This is a genomic window from bacterium (genome assembly GCA_019695335.1).
In the GTDB taxonomy this organism is placed as follows: domain Bacteria; phylum CLD3; class CLD3; order SB21; family SB21; genus JABWBZ01.
Window position 1 is genome coordinate 26,621 of sequence record JAIBAF010000010.1, and the last position, 19,939, is coordinate 46,559.

At 43.7% G+C, this 19,939-nt stretch carries 20 protein-coding genes; 4 read left to right on the forward strand and 16 right to left on the reverse strand.

What is annotated here, in order from left to right; genetic code table 11:
* The first annotated feature begins 86 nt into the window (after positions 1-86).
* The 3 genes from K1X84_04005 (at position 87) to hutH (ending at position 3,788) form a co-directional block, all read left to right on the forward strand.
* Positions 87-1,457: a dipeptidase gene (locus K1X84_04005; GenBank protein MBX7150776.1), complete on the forward strand. Its 1,371-nt coding sequence runs from the start codon at positions 87-89 to the stop codon at positions 1,455-1,457.
* 61 nt (positions 1,458-1,518) lie between these two features.
* Positions 1,519-2,274: a sulfate transporter CysZ gene (gene cysZ, locus K1X84_04010; GenBank protein ID MBX7150777.1), complete on the forward strand. Its 756-nt coding sequence runs from the start codon at positions 1,519-1,521 to the stop codon at positions 2,272-2,274.
* A complete protein-coding gene (gene hutH / locus K1X84_04015; GenBank protein ID MBX7150778.1) occupies positions 2,271-3,788 on the forward strand; it encodes a histidine ammonia-lyase in 1,518 nt (505 codons plus the stop codon). The genes cysZ and hutH overlap by 4 nt, the downstream gene beginning before the upstream one ends.
* Before the next feature lie 18 nt (positions 3,789-3,806).
* Here hutH and K1X84_04020 read toward each other — a convergent pair whose 3' ends face one another.
* From K1X84_04020 to K1X84_04095, 16 genes are all read right to left on the reverse strand, one after another.
* Complete coding sequence (locus K1X84_04020) at positions 3,807-4,739, reverse strand: ParB/RepB/Spo0J family partition protein (GenBank protein ID MBX7150779.1); 933 nt, start codon at positions 4,737-4,739, stop codon at positions 3,807-3,809.
* Between the two features lie 18 nt (positions 4,740-4,757).
* On the reverse strand, positions 4,758-5,537 hold the full coding sequence (locus tag K1X84_04025; GenBank protein ID MBX7150780.1) for an AAA family ATPase: 780 nt from the start codon (positions 5,535-5,537) through the stop codon (positions 4,758-4,760).
* A gap of 141 nt (positions 5,538-5,678) precedes the next feature.
* Entirely contained in the window at positions 5,679-7,211 is a 1,533-nt protein-coding gene (locus K1X84_04030) for an NADH-quinone oxidoreductase subunit M (GenBank protein ID MBX7150781.1), read from the reverse strand.
* A gap of 7 nt (positions 7,212-7,218) precedes the next feature.
* On the reverse strand, positions 7,219-7,998 hold the full coding sequence (locus K1X84_04035; protein MBX7150782.1) for a class I SAM-dependent methyltransferase: 780 nt from the start codon (positions 7,996-7,998) through the stop codon (positions 7,219-7,221).
* 8 nt (positions 7,999-8,006) lie between these two features.
* Positions 8,007-9,614, reverse strand: coding sequence for a hypothetical protein (locus K1X84_04040; protein ID MBX7150783.1), 1,608 nt, complete (start codon positions 9,612-9,614; stop codon positions 8,007-8,009).
* Between the two features lie 2 nt (positions 9,615-9,616).
* Complete coding sequence (nuoL, locus tag K1X84_04045) at positions 9,617-11,596, reverse strand: NADH-quinone oxidoreductase subunit L (GenBank protein ID MBX7150784.1); 1,980 nt, start codon at positions 11,594-11,596, stop codon at positions 9,617-9,619.
* A gap of 18 nt (positions 11,597-11,614) precedes the next feature.
* On the reverse strand, positions 11,615-11,926 hold the full coding sequence (nuoK, locus tag K1X84_04050; protein MBX7150785.1) for an NADH-quinone oxidoreductase subunit NuoK: 312 nt from the start codon (positions 11,924-11,926) through the stop codon (positions 11,615-11,617).
* Between the two features lie 11 nt (positions 11,927-11,937).
* Positions 11,938-12,522 (reverse strand): NADH-quinone oxidoreductase subunit J, encoded by a 585-nt coding sequence (locus K1X84_04055; GenBank protein MBX7150786.1) that lies wholly within the window; start codon positions 12,520-12,522, stop codon positions 11,938-11,940.
* Positions 12,523-12,525: 3 nt separating this feature from the next.
* Positions 12,526-13,128 (reverse strand): NADH-quinone oxidoreductase subunit I, encoded by a 603-nt coding sequence (locus K1X84_04060; protein ID MBX7150787.1) that lies wholly within the window; start codon positions 13,126-13,128, stop codon positions 12,526-12,528.
* 15 nt (positions 13,129-13,143) lie between these two features.
* Positions 13,144-14,124 (reverse strand): NADH-quinone oxidoreductase subunit NuoH, encoded by a 981-nt coding sequence (gene nuoH / locus K1X84_04065; protein MBX7150788.1) that lies wholly within the window; start codon positions 14,122-14,124, stop codon positions 13,144-13,146.
* Positions 14,125-14,170: 46 nt separating this feature from the next.
* Positions 14,171-15,385: an NADH-quinone oxidoreductase subunit D gene (locus K1X84_04070; protein ID MBX7150789.1), complete on the reverse strand. Its 1,215-nt coding sequence runs from the start codon at positions 15,383-15,385 to the stop codon at positions 14,171-14,173.
* 97 nt (positions 15,386-15,482) lie between these two features.
* A complete protein-coding gene (locus tag K1X84_04075; GenBank protein ID MBX7150790.1) occupies positions 15,483-15,947 on the reverse strand; it encodes an NADH-quinone oxidoreductase subunit C in 465 nt (154 codons plus the stop codon).
* A 23-nt stretch (positions 15,948-15,970) separates the two neighbouring features.
* Positions 15,971-16,498, reverse strand: coding sequence for an NADH-quinone oxidoreductase subunit B (locus K1X84_04080; protein MBX7150791.1), 528 nt, complete (start codon positions 16,496-16,498; stop codon positions 15,971-15,973).
* The gene (gene ndhC, locus K1X84_04085; protein ID MBX7150792.1) at positions 16,489-16,851 is read right to left on the reverse strand and encodes an NADH-quinone oxidoreductase subunit A; all 363 of its coding nucleotides are present in this window, start codon (positions 16,849-16,851) and stop codon (positions 16,489-16,491) included. The genes K1X84_04080 and ndhC overlap by 10 nt, the downstream gene beginning before the upstream one ends.
* A gap of 118 nt (positions 16,852-16,969) precedes the next feature.
* Entirely contained in the window at positions 16,970-17,719 is a 750-nt protein-coding gene (locus tag K1X84_04090) for a hypothetical protein (GenBank protein MBX7150793.1), read from the reverse strand.
* Between the two features lie 40 nt (positions 17,720-17,759).
* A complete protein-coding gene (locus K1X84_04095) occupies positions 17,760-19,184 on the reverse strand; it encodes a HAMP domain-containing histidine kinase (protein MBX7150794.1) in 1,425 nt (474 codons plus the stop codon).
* Between the two features lie 249 nt (positions 19,185-19,433).
* On the opposite strand from K1X84_04095, the gene K1X84_04100 reads away from it, so the two are divergent.
* Positions 19,434-19,928: a hypothetical protein gene (locus K1X84_04100; protein MBX7150795.1), complete on the forward strand. Its 495-nt coding sequence runs from the start codon at positions 19,434-19,436 to the stop codon at positions 19,926-19,928.
* Positions 19,929-19,939 lie beyond the last annotated feature (11 nt).

Sequence of the window (19,939 nt, forward strand, 5' to 3'; positions counted from 1 at the left end):
CTCGACGTATTCCCTTGAATTTGTTGGAAAAAAAAGTTACATATAACCGATTTTAATCGCCCAACCAGCATTTCAGGAGATTACACATGGAAAAGGTACTTGATTACATTGAATCCAATAAAGACGCTTACGTAAATGAATTAACCGATTTTTTACGTATTCCCAGTATCAGCGCTGATCCGAAACACAAACAGGATGTCGAACGTTGCGCCCAATACGTTTCCGATCAAATGCGGAAAATTGGTTTAAACAATGTCCAGGTTTTCCCGACCGACGGACATCCGATTGTGTATGGCGAATGGTTAGGAGCGCCGGGAATGCCGACCGTTTTATATTACGGCCATTATGATGTACAGCCTGTGGATCCGTTGAATTTATGGCATAGCGGGCCATTTGATCCGACGATCAAAGATGGGTACATCTACGCACGGGGTTCTTCCGACGACAAAGGTCAGGTTTTCATGAATTTCAAAAGCGTCGAAGCGCACATGAAAATTAACGGCAAATTACCGGTGAATATCAAGTACATCATCGAAGGCGAAGAAGAAGTTGGCAGTAATAATCTCGATAAATTTATTGCGGCGCATACGGAAATGCTGAAGGCTGACATCGTATTAATTTCCGACACATCTTTTTTTGCCGACGAAATGCCGTCCATTGCTTACGGTCTTCGCGGCCTCTGCTATATGGAAATTGAAATGACCGGCCCCAATCGCGACTTGCATTCCGGCGTTTACGGAGGCGCCGTTGCCAATCCAGTCAATGAGTTGGCTAATCTTATTGCTAAATTAAAAGACAAAAACGGGAAAATTGCGATCCCTGGATTCTACGACAAAGTTCGCCCGCTTACCAAAAAAGAAAAAGACGCTTATAAACGCCTGCCTTTCAAACGAAAAGAATATCTCGCGGAATTAGGCATTAAAGAAACATTTGGAGAAAAAGGCTACTCGATTCTCGAGCAAGTGAGCGGCCGTCCGACACTTGATTGTAACGGTATCTGGGGCGGTTATCAGGGAGAAGGAGCCAAAACCGTACTACCTTCTAAAGCCGGCGCAAAAATCAGTATGAGACTTGTTCCGAACCAGACACCTGAAGCAATCGCCAAACTGTTTGAAAAACACGTCAAAAAACTATGCCCGAAAACCATGCAAATCAAAGTAACGACTTTGCACGGAGCTTACCCGGCTATTACGGACATTACAACCAAAGAGATTACGGCCGCAGCAAACGCTTTGGAAAAAGTATTCAAGAAAAAGCCGCTCTTCGCTCGTGAAGGTGGTTCTATACCTGTAGTGGCTGCGTTTGAAAAATTATTGGGATTGAAATCCATATTGATGGGCTTCGGACTTGATTCAGACGCTATCCACTCTCCCAATGAACATTTCAAATTAGCTAATTTCCATCGCGGGATCAAAAGCACAGCAGTATTTTTTGACGAATTAGCCAAATTAAGTTAATGTAATCTTATACCACTATAAGCGACGGAATTTAGGTTCCGTCGCTTTTTTTTACATTTTTATGGTAAAAGATTTTCTTAAAGGCATCCACTACCCTTTTTCGGCAATCCGGTTTATTGCGCATCATCCAAACCTTGGAAAATTCATTATCATTCCGTTTATAATTAATGTTTTATTATTTTTAGCCGGATTGATTTTTTTCATAAGTAATATCGACTCACTATTGCAGATCGTCCCCAAAAACGACGCATGGTATTTTGCGATTCTATATTACCTGTTAGCGACTCTGCTCGTTGCGTCTTTTCTCATTGTGACGTTTTACGTTTTTACGGTCATCGGCAACATGATCGCTTCGCCGTTCAATTCGGTGCTTTCGGAAAGGATCGAAGAACTGCAATTTAACAATAAGACAGACCAATCTTTTAATTTCAAACTCATTATTCGGGATGCCTATAGAGCGGTTATGACCGAATGCAAGCGGCTTCTTCTTTTTATTTGTATTTTTATTCCGATATTTATTCTAAACTTTATCCCGGTAATCGGCCAGGCGCTTTATTTCATCCTGATGCTCGTATTCACTGCATGGGGATTGAGCTTTACATTCATGGATTATGCGATGGAGAGAAAAATAGTATCATTCCGGCTTAAGGTTCAAATTTTGGCATCGCGAAAATCCCTGATGCTTGGTTTTGGATCGATGTGTTTTTTATTCGGTTTGATTCCAATCCTTAATCTTTTTTTGATTCCCGTTTGCGTTACGGCTGGGACACTAATTTACTTTAACGAATTTGATTCACCTAAACCGAGCGGCGTATGAACAGCATTGAAATTAACGGCAGCAATCTTGATTTGGAAATCATCGATCATATTTTACGCGAACATGTGTCAGTCAAACTTTCTGATCACGCTATGGCTTTGATCGGACAATCGCGCGAGATCATAGAGCATATTATTCACTCCGGCAAGACCGTATATGGCGTCAATACTGGTTTCGGAAAATTCAGTGACGTACGAATCAGCCCCGATCATATCGATCAATTACAAACTAATTTAGTTCGCAGTCATGCTTCCGGAGTTGGCCGGCCTTTTAGCGATGATATCGTCAGGGCCATGCTTCTTTTGAAAGCAAACGGTCTGGCAAAAGGCTATTCCGGCGTAAGGCTCGAAGTCGTTCAATTACTCATTGACATGTTCAATCACAATGTGCTTCCGGTTATTCCGGAAAAAGGTTCGGTCGGTTCAAGCGGCGACCTGGCGCCGTTGGCGCATCTTGCATTAGTCATGATGGGTGAAGGTGAAGCTAAATTTGAAGGCGAGCTCATGAGCGGCGGCGATGCGCTGGCACAGGCCGGACTTCATCCTATTCGATTAAAATCCAAAGAAGGCCTCGCCGTGCTCAATGGCACGCAAGCCATGACAGCGGTGGGATCAATCAATCTTATTCGAGCGCTGAATATCCTTGAATGTGCCGACATTCTGGGAGCCATGTCTACCGAGGTTCTATTATGTACGGATACGGCCTTTGACGAACGTATTCATAAAGCCCGCAACCAGGACGGTCAAATGACATCGGCTGAAAATTTACGCACGTTATTGCACGGAAGCCCGATGGTTCAATCACATGTTGATTGTAAAAAAATTCAAGACGCTTACAGCATCCGCTGCATGCCGCAAGTTCACGGAGCGAGCCGTGACGCTGTCCGCCACACACAACAAATCGTCGAACGCGAAATCAACGCCGCATCGGATAATCCATTGATTTTCATTGAAAACGGCGATGTATTGTCCGGTGGGAATTTTCACGGACAGCCTGTGGCGTTGGTTATGGATTTTCTTGCCATAGCCATGAGTGAAATCGGCAATATTTCTGAGCGCCGGACGGCGTGGATGATGGATGCCCATTTGAGCGACGGCTTACCTGCATTTTTAGCCAAAGACGGCGGGCTGAATTCGGGCTATATGATTGCGCAATACGCGGCCGCGGCGCTTGTTTCGGAAAATAAAACGTTATGCCATCCGGCCAGCGTGGATTCGATTCCGACATCGGCCAACAAAGAAGATCACGTCAGCATGGGCACGATCGGCGCCCGCAAATGTTTGCAAGTCATTGAAAACGTCGAAACAATTTTGTCTATTGAATGGCTGTGCGCAACGCAAGCCGCCGATTTTCGAAAACCGATTGAACTGGGTTCCCGTACCAAACGAGCATACGAACTCCTTCGCAGTAAGGTGCAGCCGCTTGAGAAAGACCGAGTAACCAGTGTAGATATTGATGAAGCTACGAGATTGCTGCGCAGTAAAGCGCTTGTAGAAGAAGTGTGGGATCGATAAGAAGGAACTATTACAAACTCAAACAACTTTCATCGTATCAATCATTTCTAAAAGCCTCTCCAGATCGTCATTGGAATAATATTCAATTTCCAACATTCCTCCGCCGCCTTGTGCTTTCGGTTTTAAACGAACTTTCGTACCGAATTTCAATCGCAATCGATTTTCGACGGCATCCACATGTGGATTACGTTCGGCGACTTCTTCGATCTGGAATTTCGACGCTTTTTTCTCATGTTTGCCGTCAAGATCGTCGAGCATTTTTTTGACCAACTCTTCGGTTTTGCGCACGGATAAAAATCCATCAACCACTGTTTTCCATGCTTTCAATTGATGCGCGCTTGACGGCAACGACACTAACGCACGACCGTGGCCTATTGTAATTTCTTCATTACGTAAGCTATCTTGAATTTCAGAAGGCAATTTCAATAATCGAAGGATATTGGTAATGGTCGAACGGTCTTTCCCGATTTTCTGCGCTACTTCGTCCTGAGTCAGACGGCAGGTGTCAATAAGTTGCTGGTACCCTTCCGCTAATTCAATCGGATTGAGCTTTTCCCGCTGGACATTCTCGATTATTGCAAGCTCTAGCATTTCCTCGTCCGTTACCGATTCGCGAACATATGCCGGTAATGAATCCAGGTTAGCCATTTTTGCAGCACGGAAACGGCGTTCGCCGGCAATCAATTCGTAGCCGGTATTCGTTTTACGAACCGTTATCGGCTGGATCAACCCGTTTTGTAGCAGCGATTGTTTTAATTCCTCCAGCGCCTGCTGATCAAATTCTTTTCGCGGTTGAAACGGATTTGGCCTGATCGCATGGATCGGAATGGTATTGACGGAGGTCTCAGAATGTTTGAGGGTACCTTGAGAAGTAAGATTGGCTCCCGGAATTAATGCGCTAAGGCCTTTTCCAAGACCAGTGTTTTTTCTTGGAGGAAATTTATCAGTCATAGTATTTTAGGTTAATGGTCAGGTCGTTTGCGGTTCTAAAATGTTGGCGATGACTTCTTTGGCCAACCCCATATAGTCTTGTGAGCCGACAGAGGCAGGATCGTACAGAATAATCGGTTTACCGTAACTGGGAGCTTCTCCCAATTTGATATTGCGGTGAATGACGCTTTTAAAAACTTTGTCTTTGAAATACTCTTTCACTTCGCTCACGACTTGATTGGACAAATTCAATCGGCTGTCAAACATCGTCAGTAAAACGCCTTCAATCGTTAAATTGGTATTGAGGTGACGTTGAACCAAACGAATCGTATTCAACAATTGCCGTAGACCTTCCAGCGCGTAATATTCGCATTGAATGGGAATGAGCACGGTATCCGATCCCGTAAGCGCATTGAGCGTTAAAAGCCCGAGCGATGGCGGACAATCGATTAAAATAAAATCATATTTATCTCTGACCGGTGTAATAGCATTGAGAAACATTTTTTCACGGTCTTCGAGATTGACCAATTCGACCTCAGCGCCAACAAGCCGAATGTGAGCCGGCACTAAATCCATTTTACCCATCATAGTCTTGAGAATGGCATCTTCGAGTTTCATATTGTGAATGAGCATTTCGTAGGAGCTCTTTTCTATAGCCTCCAAATCAAACCCCAATCCGGTCGTCGCATTGGCTTGAGGATCCATATCGATCACAAGCGTACGCTTATCGGCGTGGGCCAGGCACGAAGCTAAATTAATAGCGGTTGTCGTCTTCCCCACTCCGCCTTTTTGGTTGGCTATAGCAATCACTCTACCCATTAAAAAATCCTCAAAAAGAGGGCTCCGTTAAGAAAGGTTTCATTCAGAATAGCGCAAATGTATCAAATCGCATAAGATAATGCAACGTTTTTGTGAAACATTTTTAGTTTGTTTCACGCAATAAGAACCAATCCCCCAACTTTACATGGTAGGAATTCCCAAACGTGGAAAAATATCATTGGTAAGTCCGGAATTGATCAAATCGACAATCCAAACCGGATAGGCACCGGCCAATACGATCGTCAGCATAAGTATTGACAAAGCAAAAATTTCCCTGCGGTCTGTATCCAGTAAATGAGCGAAATGTTCATTCCGTAAAAGCGCTTCCGTAGGCTGGCCAAAGAAAATTCGCTGTACGGCACGAAGAACATAGATTGCCGTGAAAACTACGCCTGTCAGACAAATGAGCGCAATATATTTCATCATCGGACTTGGCGTTCCGGCAACTCCTGCAGAAAATGCACCGGTAAGTACCATCAATTCAGATACAAAACCCGACAGACCCGGAAGTCCCAATCCGGTCATGCCGGCAAAAACAAACGCAACCGTCGTGAAAGGCATTATTTTAGCCAACCCGCCCATGTCTGTGATCATGCGCGAGTGCAAACGTCCATACACAATTCCAACTAAAGCAAAAAGTAGTGCTGTCATAATTCCGTGTGCAAACATCTGATAAACAGCACCGTTGATTCCTGCCGAAGTCAACGTACAAATCCCCAGAGTTACAATTCCAAGGTGCGACACGGACGAATAAGCGATAATATATTTCATATCTGTCTGCCTGATCGCCGACAAAGAGCCGTAAACAATATTGACGACCGTAAGGCACGCAAAAAATAACGACCACTCCTGAGCGCCGTGCGGCATAAATTGTAATCCAATACGAATGATTCCGAACCCGCCGAGCTTCATAAGAACGCCGGCGTGAAGCATACTGACGGCTGACGGCGCCGATGCATGGCCATCCGGTGACCATGTATGCACCGGCCATAAACCACCGATCGTCCCAAACCCAACGAATACCATTGGATAGAAAATGTATTGCCAGGATTCTGACATGTTAAAATTTTGGCGCAGAAAATCGTAATCAAAACTCCACACGCCCGTGGCGGCATGGGCCTGAACATAGAGCCCAAAAACGGGAATTAATAATAACGCACTACCCAAGAGCAAGTACAACGTCAGTTTCATCGCCGAATATTCCTTCCGGCCCGTTCCCCAGATCCCGATCAACAAATACATTGGCAAGACGGCCAATTCATAGAATACCAAAAACAAAAAAACGTCAAATGAAACAAACACGCCGAACACGCCGCTCACTAAGATGAGCAATAGCGCAAAAAACTCTTTCTGACGTTCTTTGATTTCCCACGAAATGAGGCAACCGGTAAATATCGTAATCGATGTCAGTAATAACATTGCAATACTGATTCCGTCGGCTGCAATATGATAATTAATACCCATCACTTGCACCCATGGAATATTGACTTCATAATTTCGTGCAACGGCAGGATCGTAGAAAATATACGCTACGACCGATAATATGACAGTCAGCAGCGAAGCGAACGAGGCGGTCATGCGTACGCCTGTGACATTCTCTTCCGGCATCATCATAATAATGAGCCCCGCCAGCGTCGGAATAAATACGATTGCAGATAGTAAATAAGGTTCCATAATCAATTCATTTTCGTTTTAATATCATATAAACGCCCATCACGAGAATTTCTCTCAGCAAGGGCACGCGTTTCACCCATTGTATTTTTCTCGGCTTCACACCGTACCGGATTTCAAACGATGGACGTGTAAGATAGCAGTCCTGATGATCAATTTGAAAAACCGATTGCCGGATAGCCTGATTCAGCGATCCGATGGTTGTCTTCGTGCTTGTAATTTCTTTGGCCACATCCAGTGCCTGTTGATTGCCTTTCTCCACCGTAGCCACAAATCTATGATACATAGTTTCCGGCAAAAATTGCGTGTAAGGAAGTTTTCCTAATTTTGTTTTGGCAAACACTTGTTGATGCGCTCCGTACGGCGAATAAAATGGCGGATAAGTAATAAAAATTCGTCCATCTTTAGTCAATAACCGGTCGCATAATTCAAACACTTCCTTTTTACGAGGCAAATGCTCAATGACATCACGAAACAAGATCAGATCGTATTGATCCGTATATTGCGCATCGTAACTCCGGTCATAAATATCAGCCGTAATATATTGCACTTTTCCCGATGCATGCTCGGAATATTCAAACGGTGTAATGTCCAATCCGACGGCTTTTTCGCAACGTTCTGCAAAAGCTTCGATCACGCCTCCGCTCCCGCAGCCGATTTCAAAAACTTTTTTCCCTTCTAGCCGGACGCCGTTGTTCTCGAGCATCGGAATCAAATACTTTTTCGCCAAAATATTCTGGTATGTCCAATAATAATCCTGCCAATTTTTAAAATCCGAAGGTTTGATCATCAGCGCCGTCACCCTTTGGTCTTTTCAAATACATAAATCGCAAACTTACGGTCCGGAGAGACGAACTGCTGAACAAATTTATAATCGGGATTTTTTGTCAGATCGTCCTGCTGAACGTTGCTGCTGAGGCGCCAGCTATAATGCGTATCCCAAACAACCAAACCGCCTACCGGAAGCTCAGCCATTTTCTCTTTACGCATTTCCAGATAGTTGCCTGCGGCGTACTCTTTTGCATAATAATTGAAATCGTCAAAAAAGAAAAACCACGGATGCGCAATCATCGTTTTCGGCGATTTCGTTTTCAAATTTTCCTCAAAATATACCTGAAAATTCTTAACCGTCTGATGCTCCGGAGCTAACTGCAAGGGCGGCTCTTTAATGAAAGTATATGCCATTGTCCCTATGGCCGCCGAAATTAGCATCAACTTTTGAAAAAAACGTCCGCTAAAATTCAAATAATGTTGCAAAACAAACAACAATACCAGCAATAAAACCATTGAGAATTTCAAATAATCTTTCTGAGGTGATATAAAATAATCACCGATCAAATCAAACGAATAATACATCAACGTTATTACGGTAATCCCTATTAAAGCGATCAATGACGTCTGTCGATTCTTTTGATCATTGAGCCACGTATTGGCGCCATCAAGAGCCCATAAAGCCATCATCGGCGCAACACCAACAAAATGCCGTAAAAATCCGATCGAAGCTACATTCCCCTTCCAATAAAAATACACGTGAGTACAAAAAATCAGTATACACGAAATATTGATGATGTTGACACTGCGCTGACGGATATCATGAACCAATTGCAATAAAATAAAAACAAACAAAACAGGACCAACAATAAAAATAAATCGCTGAAAATAATGTTCAAACGGGCCGTTCTGATAAAGGCCATGCCCAAATGATTTGGAAGCAGTTAATAAATATAGCACGTCGCCGGTTGCTATCATACCGGCAATTTGGTATAACGCTAAGCCGGTTCCCATAGCAAGAATCGGCCAGTATTTTTTCTCACGAAAAAATACAATCGCAAATATTGGCAAAATTAATACTAATTCCGTTCGTCCTAACGGCATCAACGATAACAGCAGCGCCGACGTCAACCATTTTTTCTTGTAGTAGTAATAAAGCCCGATTGCTAAAAAAAATGCGGCCAGAGGTTCGGTACATAAACTATAACTCGTAATAAAAAACAGCGGCTGGAAAGCAATAAAAATAAGTGCAAGCCAAGGATTGGGTTTACCGGAAGCTTGTGCAGCTTTATAAGTAAAGTAACAGGTCGCAATTGATAATAGAATCGTTGCGGCTGCGCAATACCAATATCCTAATTGGGATGGCAATAAGAAAAAAATTATCGCAAGCGGCCGCCCCCAAATACTGAGAAAAAATTCCGGTTTTGTCATGGCCGCCTGTGCCATAAAATAACGGCCGATATTATCGTCGTCGTACGGACGCGGCGACTGTATCGTCCAATATGCCGCGATGGCCGCAAATCCTGCTAAAATCAATACAATATTTTTCCACGATATTGCAAAAACATCTTCTTTATTCTGATTCTGTGAATTGGATGATGACGCAATTCTGCCTGTTTTGACGGAAGCTGGCATGATCACCGGTACATGGCTACGAGAATTTCAGGAATTGCAACATACAACGTTGCCAGGATTATAAACAGCGCCAGCATCACGACAAGGATATAACTTTGCAGACGACCGCTCTGTACCGGCTGCATCAGGATTCCGATTCGAGTCGTGATAAATCCAACCAGATCGACGGAGCCGTCGACGATATTCCGGTCAAACCATGCACAGGCCGCAGAAATGCGGAACAAAATTTGATTGAGGATCCAACGCCAGATCTCATCGATGTACCATTTATTTTCCAGATGAACATATAAGCGGCCAAGTTTGCTTCGTAACGGATCATGCATTTCAGTCGTCCATTCCGGCGACCGTTTAGCATACATTATGAATGCAACTAGAATTCCCAATACGGCCACTCCGGCTGAAATGGCTGCGATCGACAAATGAAAAACACCTTCGTGTTCCCACGTTGGATTCAGAAAAGCAGCATACGTTTTTAAACCCAAAGCATGGGCAATATCGGCATTACCGATCAGCCCGGCTACAATGGATAAAATACCCAATACCACCAGCGGCAATGTCATACTCACCGGCGATTCGTGCGGATGTTTTTTCTCCGGCACTTCGCCCCAGAACGCAACGAAACACAATCTGAACATATAAAAAGCTGTGAAAAAAGCAGCCGTTAAACCGACGCCAAATAACACGTAGCCGTGGATATTACCCACTTCCATCGCTAAGGCTAAAATTTCATCTTTACTCCAAAATCCTGCAAACGGCGGAATTCCTGCTAACGCAAGCGTTCCTATCAGAAACGTCCAAACCGTAATTTTCATTTTCGATCGAATGCCGCCCATCTCCCAAATATTATTCGTATGCATGGCATGGATCACACTGCCGGAACCGAGGAACAGCAACGCTTTGAAAAATGCGTGTGTGAAGAGATGAAACGTTCCCGCCGTCTGCCCCATTAAAGCGAGATCAGTGCCGGAATGGCCGTGTGAAAAATTATTGACGCCGACCATACCGCCAATCCCCAACGCCATCATCATATATCCTAGTTGACTCAACGTTGAAAATGCCAAAATACGTTTGATATCGTGCTGAGCGATAGCAATAGTCGCCGCGAAAATAGCCGTGAAACCGCCAATATATGCAACAAATAACATTGTATCCGGTGAACCGGCGAAAATCATCACGGCGCGAGCGACCAAGAAAATTCCGGCTACGACCATCGTCGCGGCGTGAATCAATGCGGAAACAGGCGTCGGGCCTTCCATCGCGTCCGGCAACCAGATATGCAATGGAAACTGTCCGCTCTTGCCCATTGCACCAAAGAAAATTAAAAACGGAAATGCTCTCGCAAGCCATTCCGCAGTCTGACCGTATTGTTGTTGAATTTCGGCAAAATTAAATGTTCCGAAATATCCCCATGCAATCAGCACGGCCATGAAAAATCCCAAATCGCCTGCGCGCGTAACTGAGAACGCTTTTTTGGCTGCATCGGCGGCCGATTTTTTATCGTAATAGTAACCGATCAATAAGTATGAACACAAACCAACGAGTTCCCAGAAAATAAACATCTGCAGTACGTTGTCCGAAAGAACCAATCCAAGCATTGAAAAAGTAAATAGCGACAAATAGGAAAAAAATCTCGCTTTGCCGTCTTCATGCGCCATGTAACCCAGAGAATAAATATGAACCAACATCGATACCGTTGTCACGACGATCAACATCATCACCGACAAAGGATCGAGGTAAACACCGATGGTTACTTCAAGAGCCTTCCCGAGCGGAATCCATTCCAACGTTAAAGTTTGAGCTGTTCCGGCGCCGTTGTACATATCCAGCATCACACGGACCGATAAATAAAATGACGTCATAACGGCCGCGCATGCAATCCATGCCGTCAGCGTTTTGTAATTCCGCGTAAATAAAACTGTGATGATGAATGAAAATAAAGGCAGTGCAGGAATGAGCCAGGCTAATTCATAATAAGTAGACACAACCGATTCTCCTAACAACTATCGTTTGAGAGACGTTAATCCTTCGACTTCCAGACTTCGGAAGTTTTTGTAAACAATCATAACAATCGCCAGCGCTACGGCCGCTTCAGCCGCAGCAATCGTGATAATAAAAATAACAAAAATGTGCCCCGTCACCGTAGCCGGGTACAGAAAGCGATTGAACGCCAACGCAGCCAGGTTGATCGAATTAAATAAAATTTCAATGGATAAAAGCATGGATAAAACCGACCGGCGAATGAGCACACCCGTCATGCCGATGGCAAATAAAATGACGCTTAATGTCAGATAATGATATAAACCAATTTCCATCACATTCTCCTTTAGTGCTCTACTTTTTCAGCATGGAGTTCATGTTTCAATTCTCCGTCGTCATGATCTTCAATCTCATCAACCTCGGCTACCAATGGTTTGCGATCTTCTTGTTTCGCAATGTAGGTTGCTCCGATTAAAGCAACCAGCAATAAAATCGATACGACATCAAACGGAAAAATAAATTCACTTAATAATGCTTTTCCAATGAGGCCCAGAATATCAGCGGGAACCGCTGACATTTCGGCTGTCGTCCATTGAATTTTCACAACAATGGTGAGAATCAAACCCAACAATCCGAGAGCCAAAACCGGCGCCAAAAATTTTTGTGAATTAAATTGTTCTTTGTGTTCATCGTTGATTTTTGTAGTCAGCATGATCGCAAAGACAATCAGAATCGTGATCGCGCCGATATAAATCAGCACTTGTACTACGGCAATAAATTCAGCATCCAGCAGAACAAACAACGCGGCCAGGCAGAAAAGCATCCCGGCCAGAAATGTCGCCGATTTAAAAATATTGCGGTGCAGTATGACTGCCAGCGATGCGGCTATTGCCAAAGCTGCAAACAGATAAAACATCAATGCATGTACCATAACTTACTCGCTTTGCTGTGCCGCCGATTTTTCAGCCTGCTTTTTTAAACGTTCTTCGTGTTCCCGTTTATTGATCACATTGACGATCTCGTTTTCACGGGGTGAAATAATCGGTAAATACGTCGATCCGGTTTGACGGCGGCTGGCGGTGTACAGATCGTCGTTATATTTTTTATCTTTCACTAAAATCATGTCCATGTCTGCACGGTCATAAAATGAGAGTTCGTAATCATGTCCCATGATGATCGCGTCGAAATTGCACGCTTCAACGCACAAATTACAAAATTCGCATTTGGTGTAATCAAGAATAAAATCGTTGGCAATCCGCTTCTTCGTAGGGTCGGGATGTTTGTCATGCGTCACCTGAATACATGACACCGGACATACCACCACACACGCCATACAGGCCACACATTTGGTATAACCGGTAAACTCGCCTTCGGTTTCATACATCATCTTCACATAACCGATAAAACGGTCCGCGAGCGGTTTTTTAATTTCCGGATATTGTACCGTAGTCTTTTTGCGAAACATATATTTGAATGTCACGCCGAGTCCGACGAACAGCGACCACAAACCTTTGATAACTTCGATTAAATAACGCACAGTTTTTTCCTTCGGTTAGCTTTTAAACCAAAGCGCGACGGCGCCGGTAACCACTAAATTGACCAAAGCAAAAGGCAACAATATTTTCCATCCGAATTGCATCAAATGATCCACGCGCAATCTCGGGAAAGTCCAGCGGAACCACATCATCAGAAAGATCAATGTGTATACTTTGATAATGAACACCAAAACATGCAGCCACACGGGTACTTGCGAATTATCTACAAAAGGAATCAACCATCCGCCGAGAAATAAAACCGTCATCAATGAACACGCCACGAGCATTTCAGTATATTCCGCCAAAAAGAAAAAAGCGAATTTCATCCCGGAATATTCGGTATGAAATCCTGCTACCAATTCGGATTCCGCTTCGGGAAGATCAAACGGCGCGCGATTCGCTTCAGCTGTTGCCGCAATCAAAAACAAAAGAAATCCGAGCGGCTGATAAATGACGTACCAAGTGCCCGAATCTTGCAACGCTACAATTTCACGCATCGATAATGTACCAGCGATTAAAAATACACCCAGTACCGATGTCACGAGCGGTATTTCATACGAAATCATTTGTGCGGCCGAACGCATGGCACCGATCAGCGCATAACGATTATTCGAACCGTAACCGGCCCAGATTACCGAAAACACCATCGAACTGCCAAGCGCGAAAACATATACGGCACCCATATTCAAATCCTGGACACCAAGATTTTGTGCAACCGGTATCGTCACAAATCCGGCAAACGGCGCCACAAACGCTAACACCGGCGCCAAAAAGAAAATCACTTTATCCGACTGAATATTGCGGATATTTTCTTTGGTAACTAATTTGATGATATCGGCTGTCGTCTGTAGCAATCCCCACGGCCCCACGCGGTTAGGTCCGATTCGTGACTGTATCCACGCCGAAACTTTACGTTCCATGAAAACGAGAATCAGCACCTGTACAGCGATGAGACTGAACAAGATGACCACATATAAAAGTCCCAGAATTACGTCCATCACACATTCGCCTTAATTTAAGCTCAACACTTGATCACTTAGTTTTCTACCGGTCAACATCTCCTAAAACAATATCCACGCTTCCGAGAATCGCAATCAGGTCAGCAATTTTCCATCCTCGCGCCGCCAACGGCAGAATTGATAAATTCGTAAAACTCGGCGTACGGTATTTAACCCGATTCGGTTTGACCGAACCGTCCGATTCCATATACACCCCGTATTCACCGCGCGGAGCTTCCTGACGAATATACACATCGCCAACCGGCGGCTTGATATTGCGGGCCAACTTTTTCACTTTATAATCGCCTTCCGGCAATCCATCCAAAGCCTGACGGACAATTTTCGCCGCTTCCATGATTTCATCCATGCGTACGCGAAACCGATCGTAACAATCGCCGTTGAAATAAACCGGAATATTAAAATCAAATTTTGGATACAATGAATACGGTTCTTCTTTCCGCAAATCCCACGGCAAACCGCAAGCGCGTAACATCGGACCGGTTATATCATAGCTGATCGCTTCTTCCAGCGTGATCGCGCCGATACCGCGTGTACGTTCGACAAAAATTACATTGCCTGTGATCAGGTCATGATAATCCGCCACGCGATCCGGTAAAATTTTCAGAAAATCATTCACCATTTGAATAAACTTCGGCGTCACATCTTCGGCTACGCCGCCAACGCGAATGTATCCGTAAGTCAACCGGCTACCACAAATTTCCTCAAACATATCGAGGATCGTTTCACGTTCACGGAACCCGTAAACAAATCCCGTTAACGCCCCAATATCGGCCGCAAAAGCTCCCATCCACATCAAGTGCGATGCAATACGATTCAATTCCGACACGATGACCCGAATGTACTCCGCTCGCTCCGGAACTTCGATCGATGCTAGCTTTTCTACCGCCGCCGCAACGCCCCAATTGGCATTCATCGAGCCAAGATAATCCATTCGGTCAGTAAAAGGCACGATCTGTTGGTAAGTGCGGTTTTCGGAAATCTTTTCAAACGTGCGGTGCAAATAGCCCAGATCCGGTTCACAACTCTTAACGACTTCCCCTTCCATGCTCACAACGAGGCGTAACACGCCATGCGTGCTCGGATGCTGCGGCCCGATATTCATTAAAAATTCCTCGACGTGCAATTCATTCTCCGGCAAACCGCGGAGAATTTGTTTTTTCCTTGGAGGAATCTGATCGATTAACGGAATATCTTTACGGAAGGTTTTCTTCGACGCACTATGGGTTAACTGTTCTGACATAATTACTCTGCTCATTCAAAATAGCCCGCGAAACACACAAAATTTTTCATTATTTTAATTTGCACTTTTTCGCGTTATTCGCGGGAAATCGTATTCATCATTTAAAATCCGGTTTTTTTACAAAAAATCCAGGACGTTCATAATCCTTTCTTAATCCATGCCCGACAAAATCCGGCGGCGTCAGAATGCGACGCAGTTCGGGATGACCTTCAAATTGAACACCGTACAGATCAAACACTTCGCGCTCAGTCCAATTCGCAATACCCCACCACTTCGTCAACGACTCAATCACCGGTTTTTGCCGGTCAAGTTTAACTTTGACTAATAGATAATGTTTGTGGCGGTAAGATTGAAAACCGTAGATCAGGTGAATTTGGTTTTCAGAAAGATGATCAGAGGCTGTCAGAAGATCGAGAACGGTACAATTCAATTCGGGAGATTCACGAATAAATTCAACAAAGGAGAAAAAATCATTTTTGTCAATAATCAGATTTTTATCGAATTCTGCTTCCGTCTTCGGAAACCGGCTTTTAACCAGTTCAACAATCGCTTGAAATTCCATAAGTATTTTTTTTAATGTTGGGATTAATCTTCAACAACAGATTTTTTGCGAAGCACCCCTTCCTTTTCGATTTTCTTTTGCAGTTGCAATAAACCGTCGATCAAAGCTTCCGGACGAGGCGGACAGCCGGGAAGATAGACATCCACGGGTACCAACTGATCCACACCTTTGACAACTGTGTAAGAATCATAGTAAAAAGGGCCTCCGCCAATCGCACATGAACCCATCGCGATCACATATTTTGGTTCCGGCATTTGATCATATAATTGTTTTACCCTCGGCGCCATTTTTTCGGTTACCGTGCCGGCGACAATCATCAGGTCGGCCTGACGAGGTGAGGCGCGCATGACTTCTGCGCCGAAACGCGACATGTCGAATTTCGACATCATCGTCGCCATCATTTCGATCGCACAGCACGCCAGCCCGAATCCCAAAGGCCATAACGAATTTTTTGTGCCCCAAGTAAAAATTTTATCGATACTGGTAATGACAATTTCTCCGCCGGGAAATTTTTCGATCTTCGGAAAAACGTCTTCATTCACTACTCCCATTCGAGCGCTCCTTTCTTCCACGCGTACACTAGGCCAAATACCAGCACAATTGTAAAAAACGTAATCTCAACAAACGCTACCACGGGAATCGAATTGAATACTTTGACTAATGGAATGAAAAATACTACTTCCACGTCGAAAACGACGAAAAGCAGGGCAAATAAATAATAACGAATGTTGAATTGAAAATAGGAATCGGCTTGGGCGGGCAATTCGCCGCATTCATACGGCGTTAGTTTCGCTTTGGAAGGTTTACTCGGACGCAGGGCCCATGAAGCCAGCATCGCTACCAGCACCATCCCCGAACCGCCCAGTATAAAAATCAAAACGTAAAGGTATTCTTGCTGCAACATGCTCTCTCTCCTTCTGCCCGGTGAGAATTCGGACGAGAATCTTTAAAAACGCGACCAATATAAAAAGATAATTTCTATTGTGCAAGCGCGATAGAAGTTTTTTTATGAACCTTCAAAATCAAAAACTTTTTGTCATACTTGCGCCGATATAATAGCTGTTCATTCCGATCGACGGAATACTTTCGATCCGGAAATTATATCCGGAAAGCTTTTGTCGCTTGTTGTACATACGCACAGCATTGATCGCGCTCAGTACGTGATTGACTACAACGCCATAAACAACAAATTGCGAATAACGTTTATAATTACGACTTTCCAGACGTTTATCCTCAAAACGGTTCTGGTTTGTTTCATTATCCCACTGCCAAAAATTGGCCGTATTTTCCTCATACACAGCTTCCGGTCCAAAAAAACGGCGTTGAATATCATTGAAAGCATAAATATCCGTAAATTTACCGATCACTGAAAAATATCCCGACGGTTTCGATGTTTTCCAATTAACGTTTGCATGGGCCGCAGCTAACGCTTCGGCGTCGGACCGCGACCAATGGCTGTAACTCTGGAAATAAAAATGTCCGGCCCACAAAAGGGCTTCACTGGCAAAAAAATATTTCCCGGATTGCCATTCCCGTAACTGCCAATTATTTAGGTAGAGTTCACCCACGCCGGGTACAAGCAGAGACAACAACAACGCTTTTTTCTTTGATTTGACGGTAACGTCTTGTGTCAAATCATTCTGAGCAGGATAAACAGGAATGGTCCTAATACCTGCAACGCTAAATTTCTGTTTCTCAAATTTCAGAGTACCATCCGACGCGTGCAAAGATGAAAAAATTACAACAAGAAAAAAAATAAACCACCACCGCATTCTATTTTCCCTTTCTGATTTTTTTCAGACCATGAGCCAATTATACAGCAGGCTCTTTCGGAAATATCAAGACACACCGCGTACCTTGAGTTTCTCCGGCCGCCATTCGAATATCGCCGTTATTTTCATCCACTAATTTTTTTACAATCGCCAGTCCAAGGCCCGATCCTTTTTCCTTCGTTGTGAAAAAGGGATCAAAAATTTTATCACGAATACCCTCCTCAATCCCCTCTCCGTTATCTTCAATAGAAATTTCGACCTGATTCCCCGCCGAGCGTGAACCTATCAAAATCCGTCCATTACCGTTCAGCGACTGGATGGAATTCTCTATCACATTGACAAGAATTTGTCGCAAATGACCGGGATCAACAAATGTACGCCGTTCCTCGATATCCACATCGAAAACAATTTGCTTTTCTTCAATGTCAGGACCGAAGTTCAGTTGGACTTCCTCCACAAGTTTCAGAATATCACATACCTGAGGCTGCGGATTTTGAGGACGCGCAAATTCCAGGAAATCCGACAGAATTTTTTTCATGACGTCCACTTCCCGGATAATTTTTTTCGAATAATCCTTTTTCTTATCTCCCGTTTCGAGTTCTTTGTTCAATAAATGAGAAAAAATCTCTACGCCGCCCAACGGATTGCGCAATTCATGCGCCACGCCAGCCACCATGGTTTTCAAGTATTGATCGCGCTTCAAGATATTTCTGCGCATTTTTTCCATCGTATCTCCGAGAAAACCGATTTCATCCGTACTTTTGACTTCAATAGCTGTTTCCATATTACCCGATCCGATTTTTTCAGCTTCTTCCATCAATTGCTTGACCGGAGTGTTGATCGTACGTGAAAAGAAATAACCGATCAGGATCGATACAAGCACACCGACAATTCCGACCGTAATCAAATGCCATTCAATACGCTTGATCAGGTATAAAAACGTAGCGCTACCGTCAACAGCAATGACGCCTTTAACTTCCTTATTGACTGTCATCGGTACAAAAGCTGTTTTATACAGCTTACCGTCATAGCTTTCAAACAGCATCGAATGTGACGGCAATCCTTTGAGGGTACGTGCAAATTCAACCTGATTATATTTTAGCGACGGGTATGCATAAGTGATTTTCACACCGTCTTCCGTATCTAAGAGACTTCGCCCAGCAAGATCCATCACATAAATTCGCTCTACGTCAGTAACATCGCGTAAATCGATTAATTTTTTTTTAAAATTTTTATATGTCCGACTGTTTTCATCTCCACGGGCAAGTTTAGACACCAGTTCAGTATTAATTTGTAATGAAGCGGCATGCGCCACCGCAAGCAGCTTTTTGCCCAACTCTTCATCAAGGCTGTCTTCCGTATACCAGTAATGCAGCATCCCGCTGACACTAAAAATAGTAAGACAAAACACTGAAAAAATGGCGATCAGTTTATTCTGAATTTTCGAGGCAATGAATCGAAACATAGTGTAATCTAATTCCGCTTGATCCTCGAATCAAGAGAATTTCAATGGAGATGAACTTCGATTCGATATTTTTTAAATGTAAATTACCTTTTAAAGACTATCGAGCTTGATGATTGCACTTGCTTTTTTTAAACGACGTGAGTAAGTTACTTACGCTTTGAGGGCTCGTAGCATATGGATTCCACGATTATATCCTCCAGACAGCACGTCTTTCACATCCTTCAACTTATTATCGCAGGAGTAGTGTGTATGAAAACACTTATCATCAATTTAACAGGATTTTTATTGATTTTATTTTCCGCCACAGTGTGTTGCCAAGAGCAGCAAAAAAAAATCGAAATTTCAGGCGGACTTTTCAAAACGTACTCGATCAACGGAAAGAAAATCAAAGATGCAGATGAACTTGAAGCTATTCTAATGGCAACCAACAACAAGCAAGTTAATGAATCATTTTCCAAAGCAAGAACATGGAATTCAGTATCACAGGTTTTCGGACTAGCCGGTGGTGCCTTGATCGGTTATCCGCTTGGTGGCGCTATTGCCGGAAAGAAAATCAATAAACCCGTTTTATTTACTGGTATCGGCATTACTTCCGTTTCCTTGCTCTTTGCAATTCAAGCTGAAAAGCATGGTGTTAATGCTGTTGAAAAATATAATGCGTTTATTGAAACTGGAACCAAAATCGGTATGTATTGTTCACCCAATCATTCTGCAATTGGTTTATCTATTTTTTGGGCACGTTAAAATCATTACAA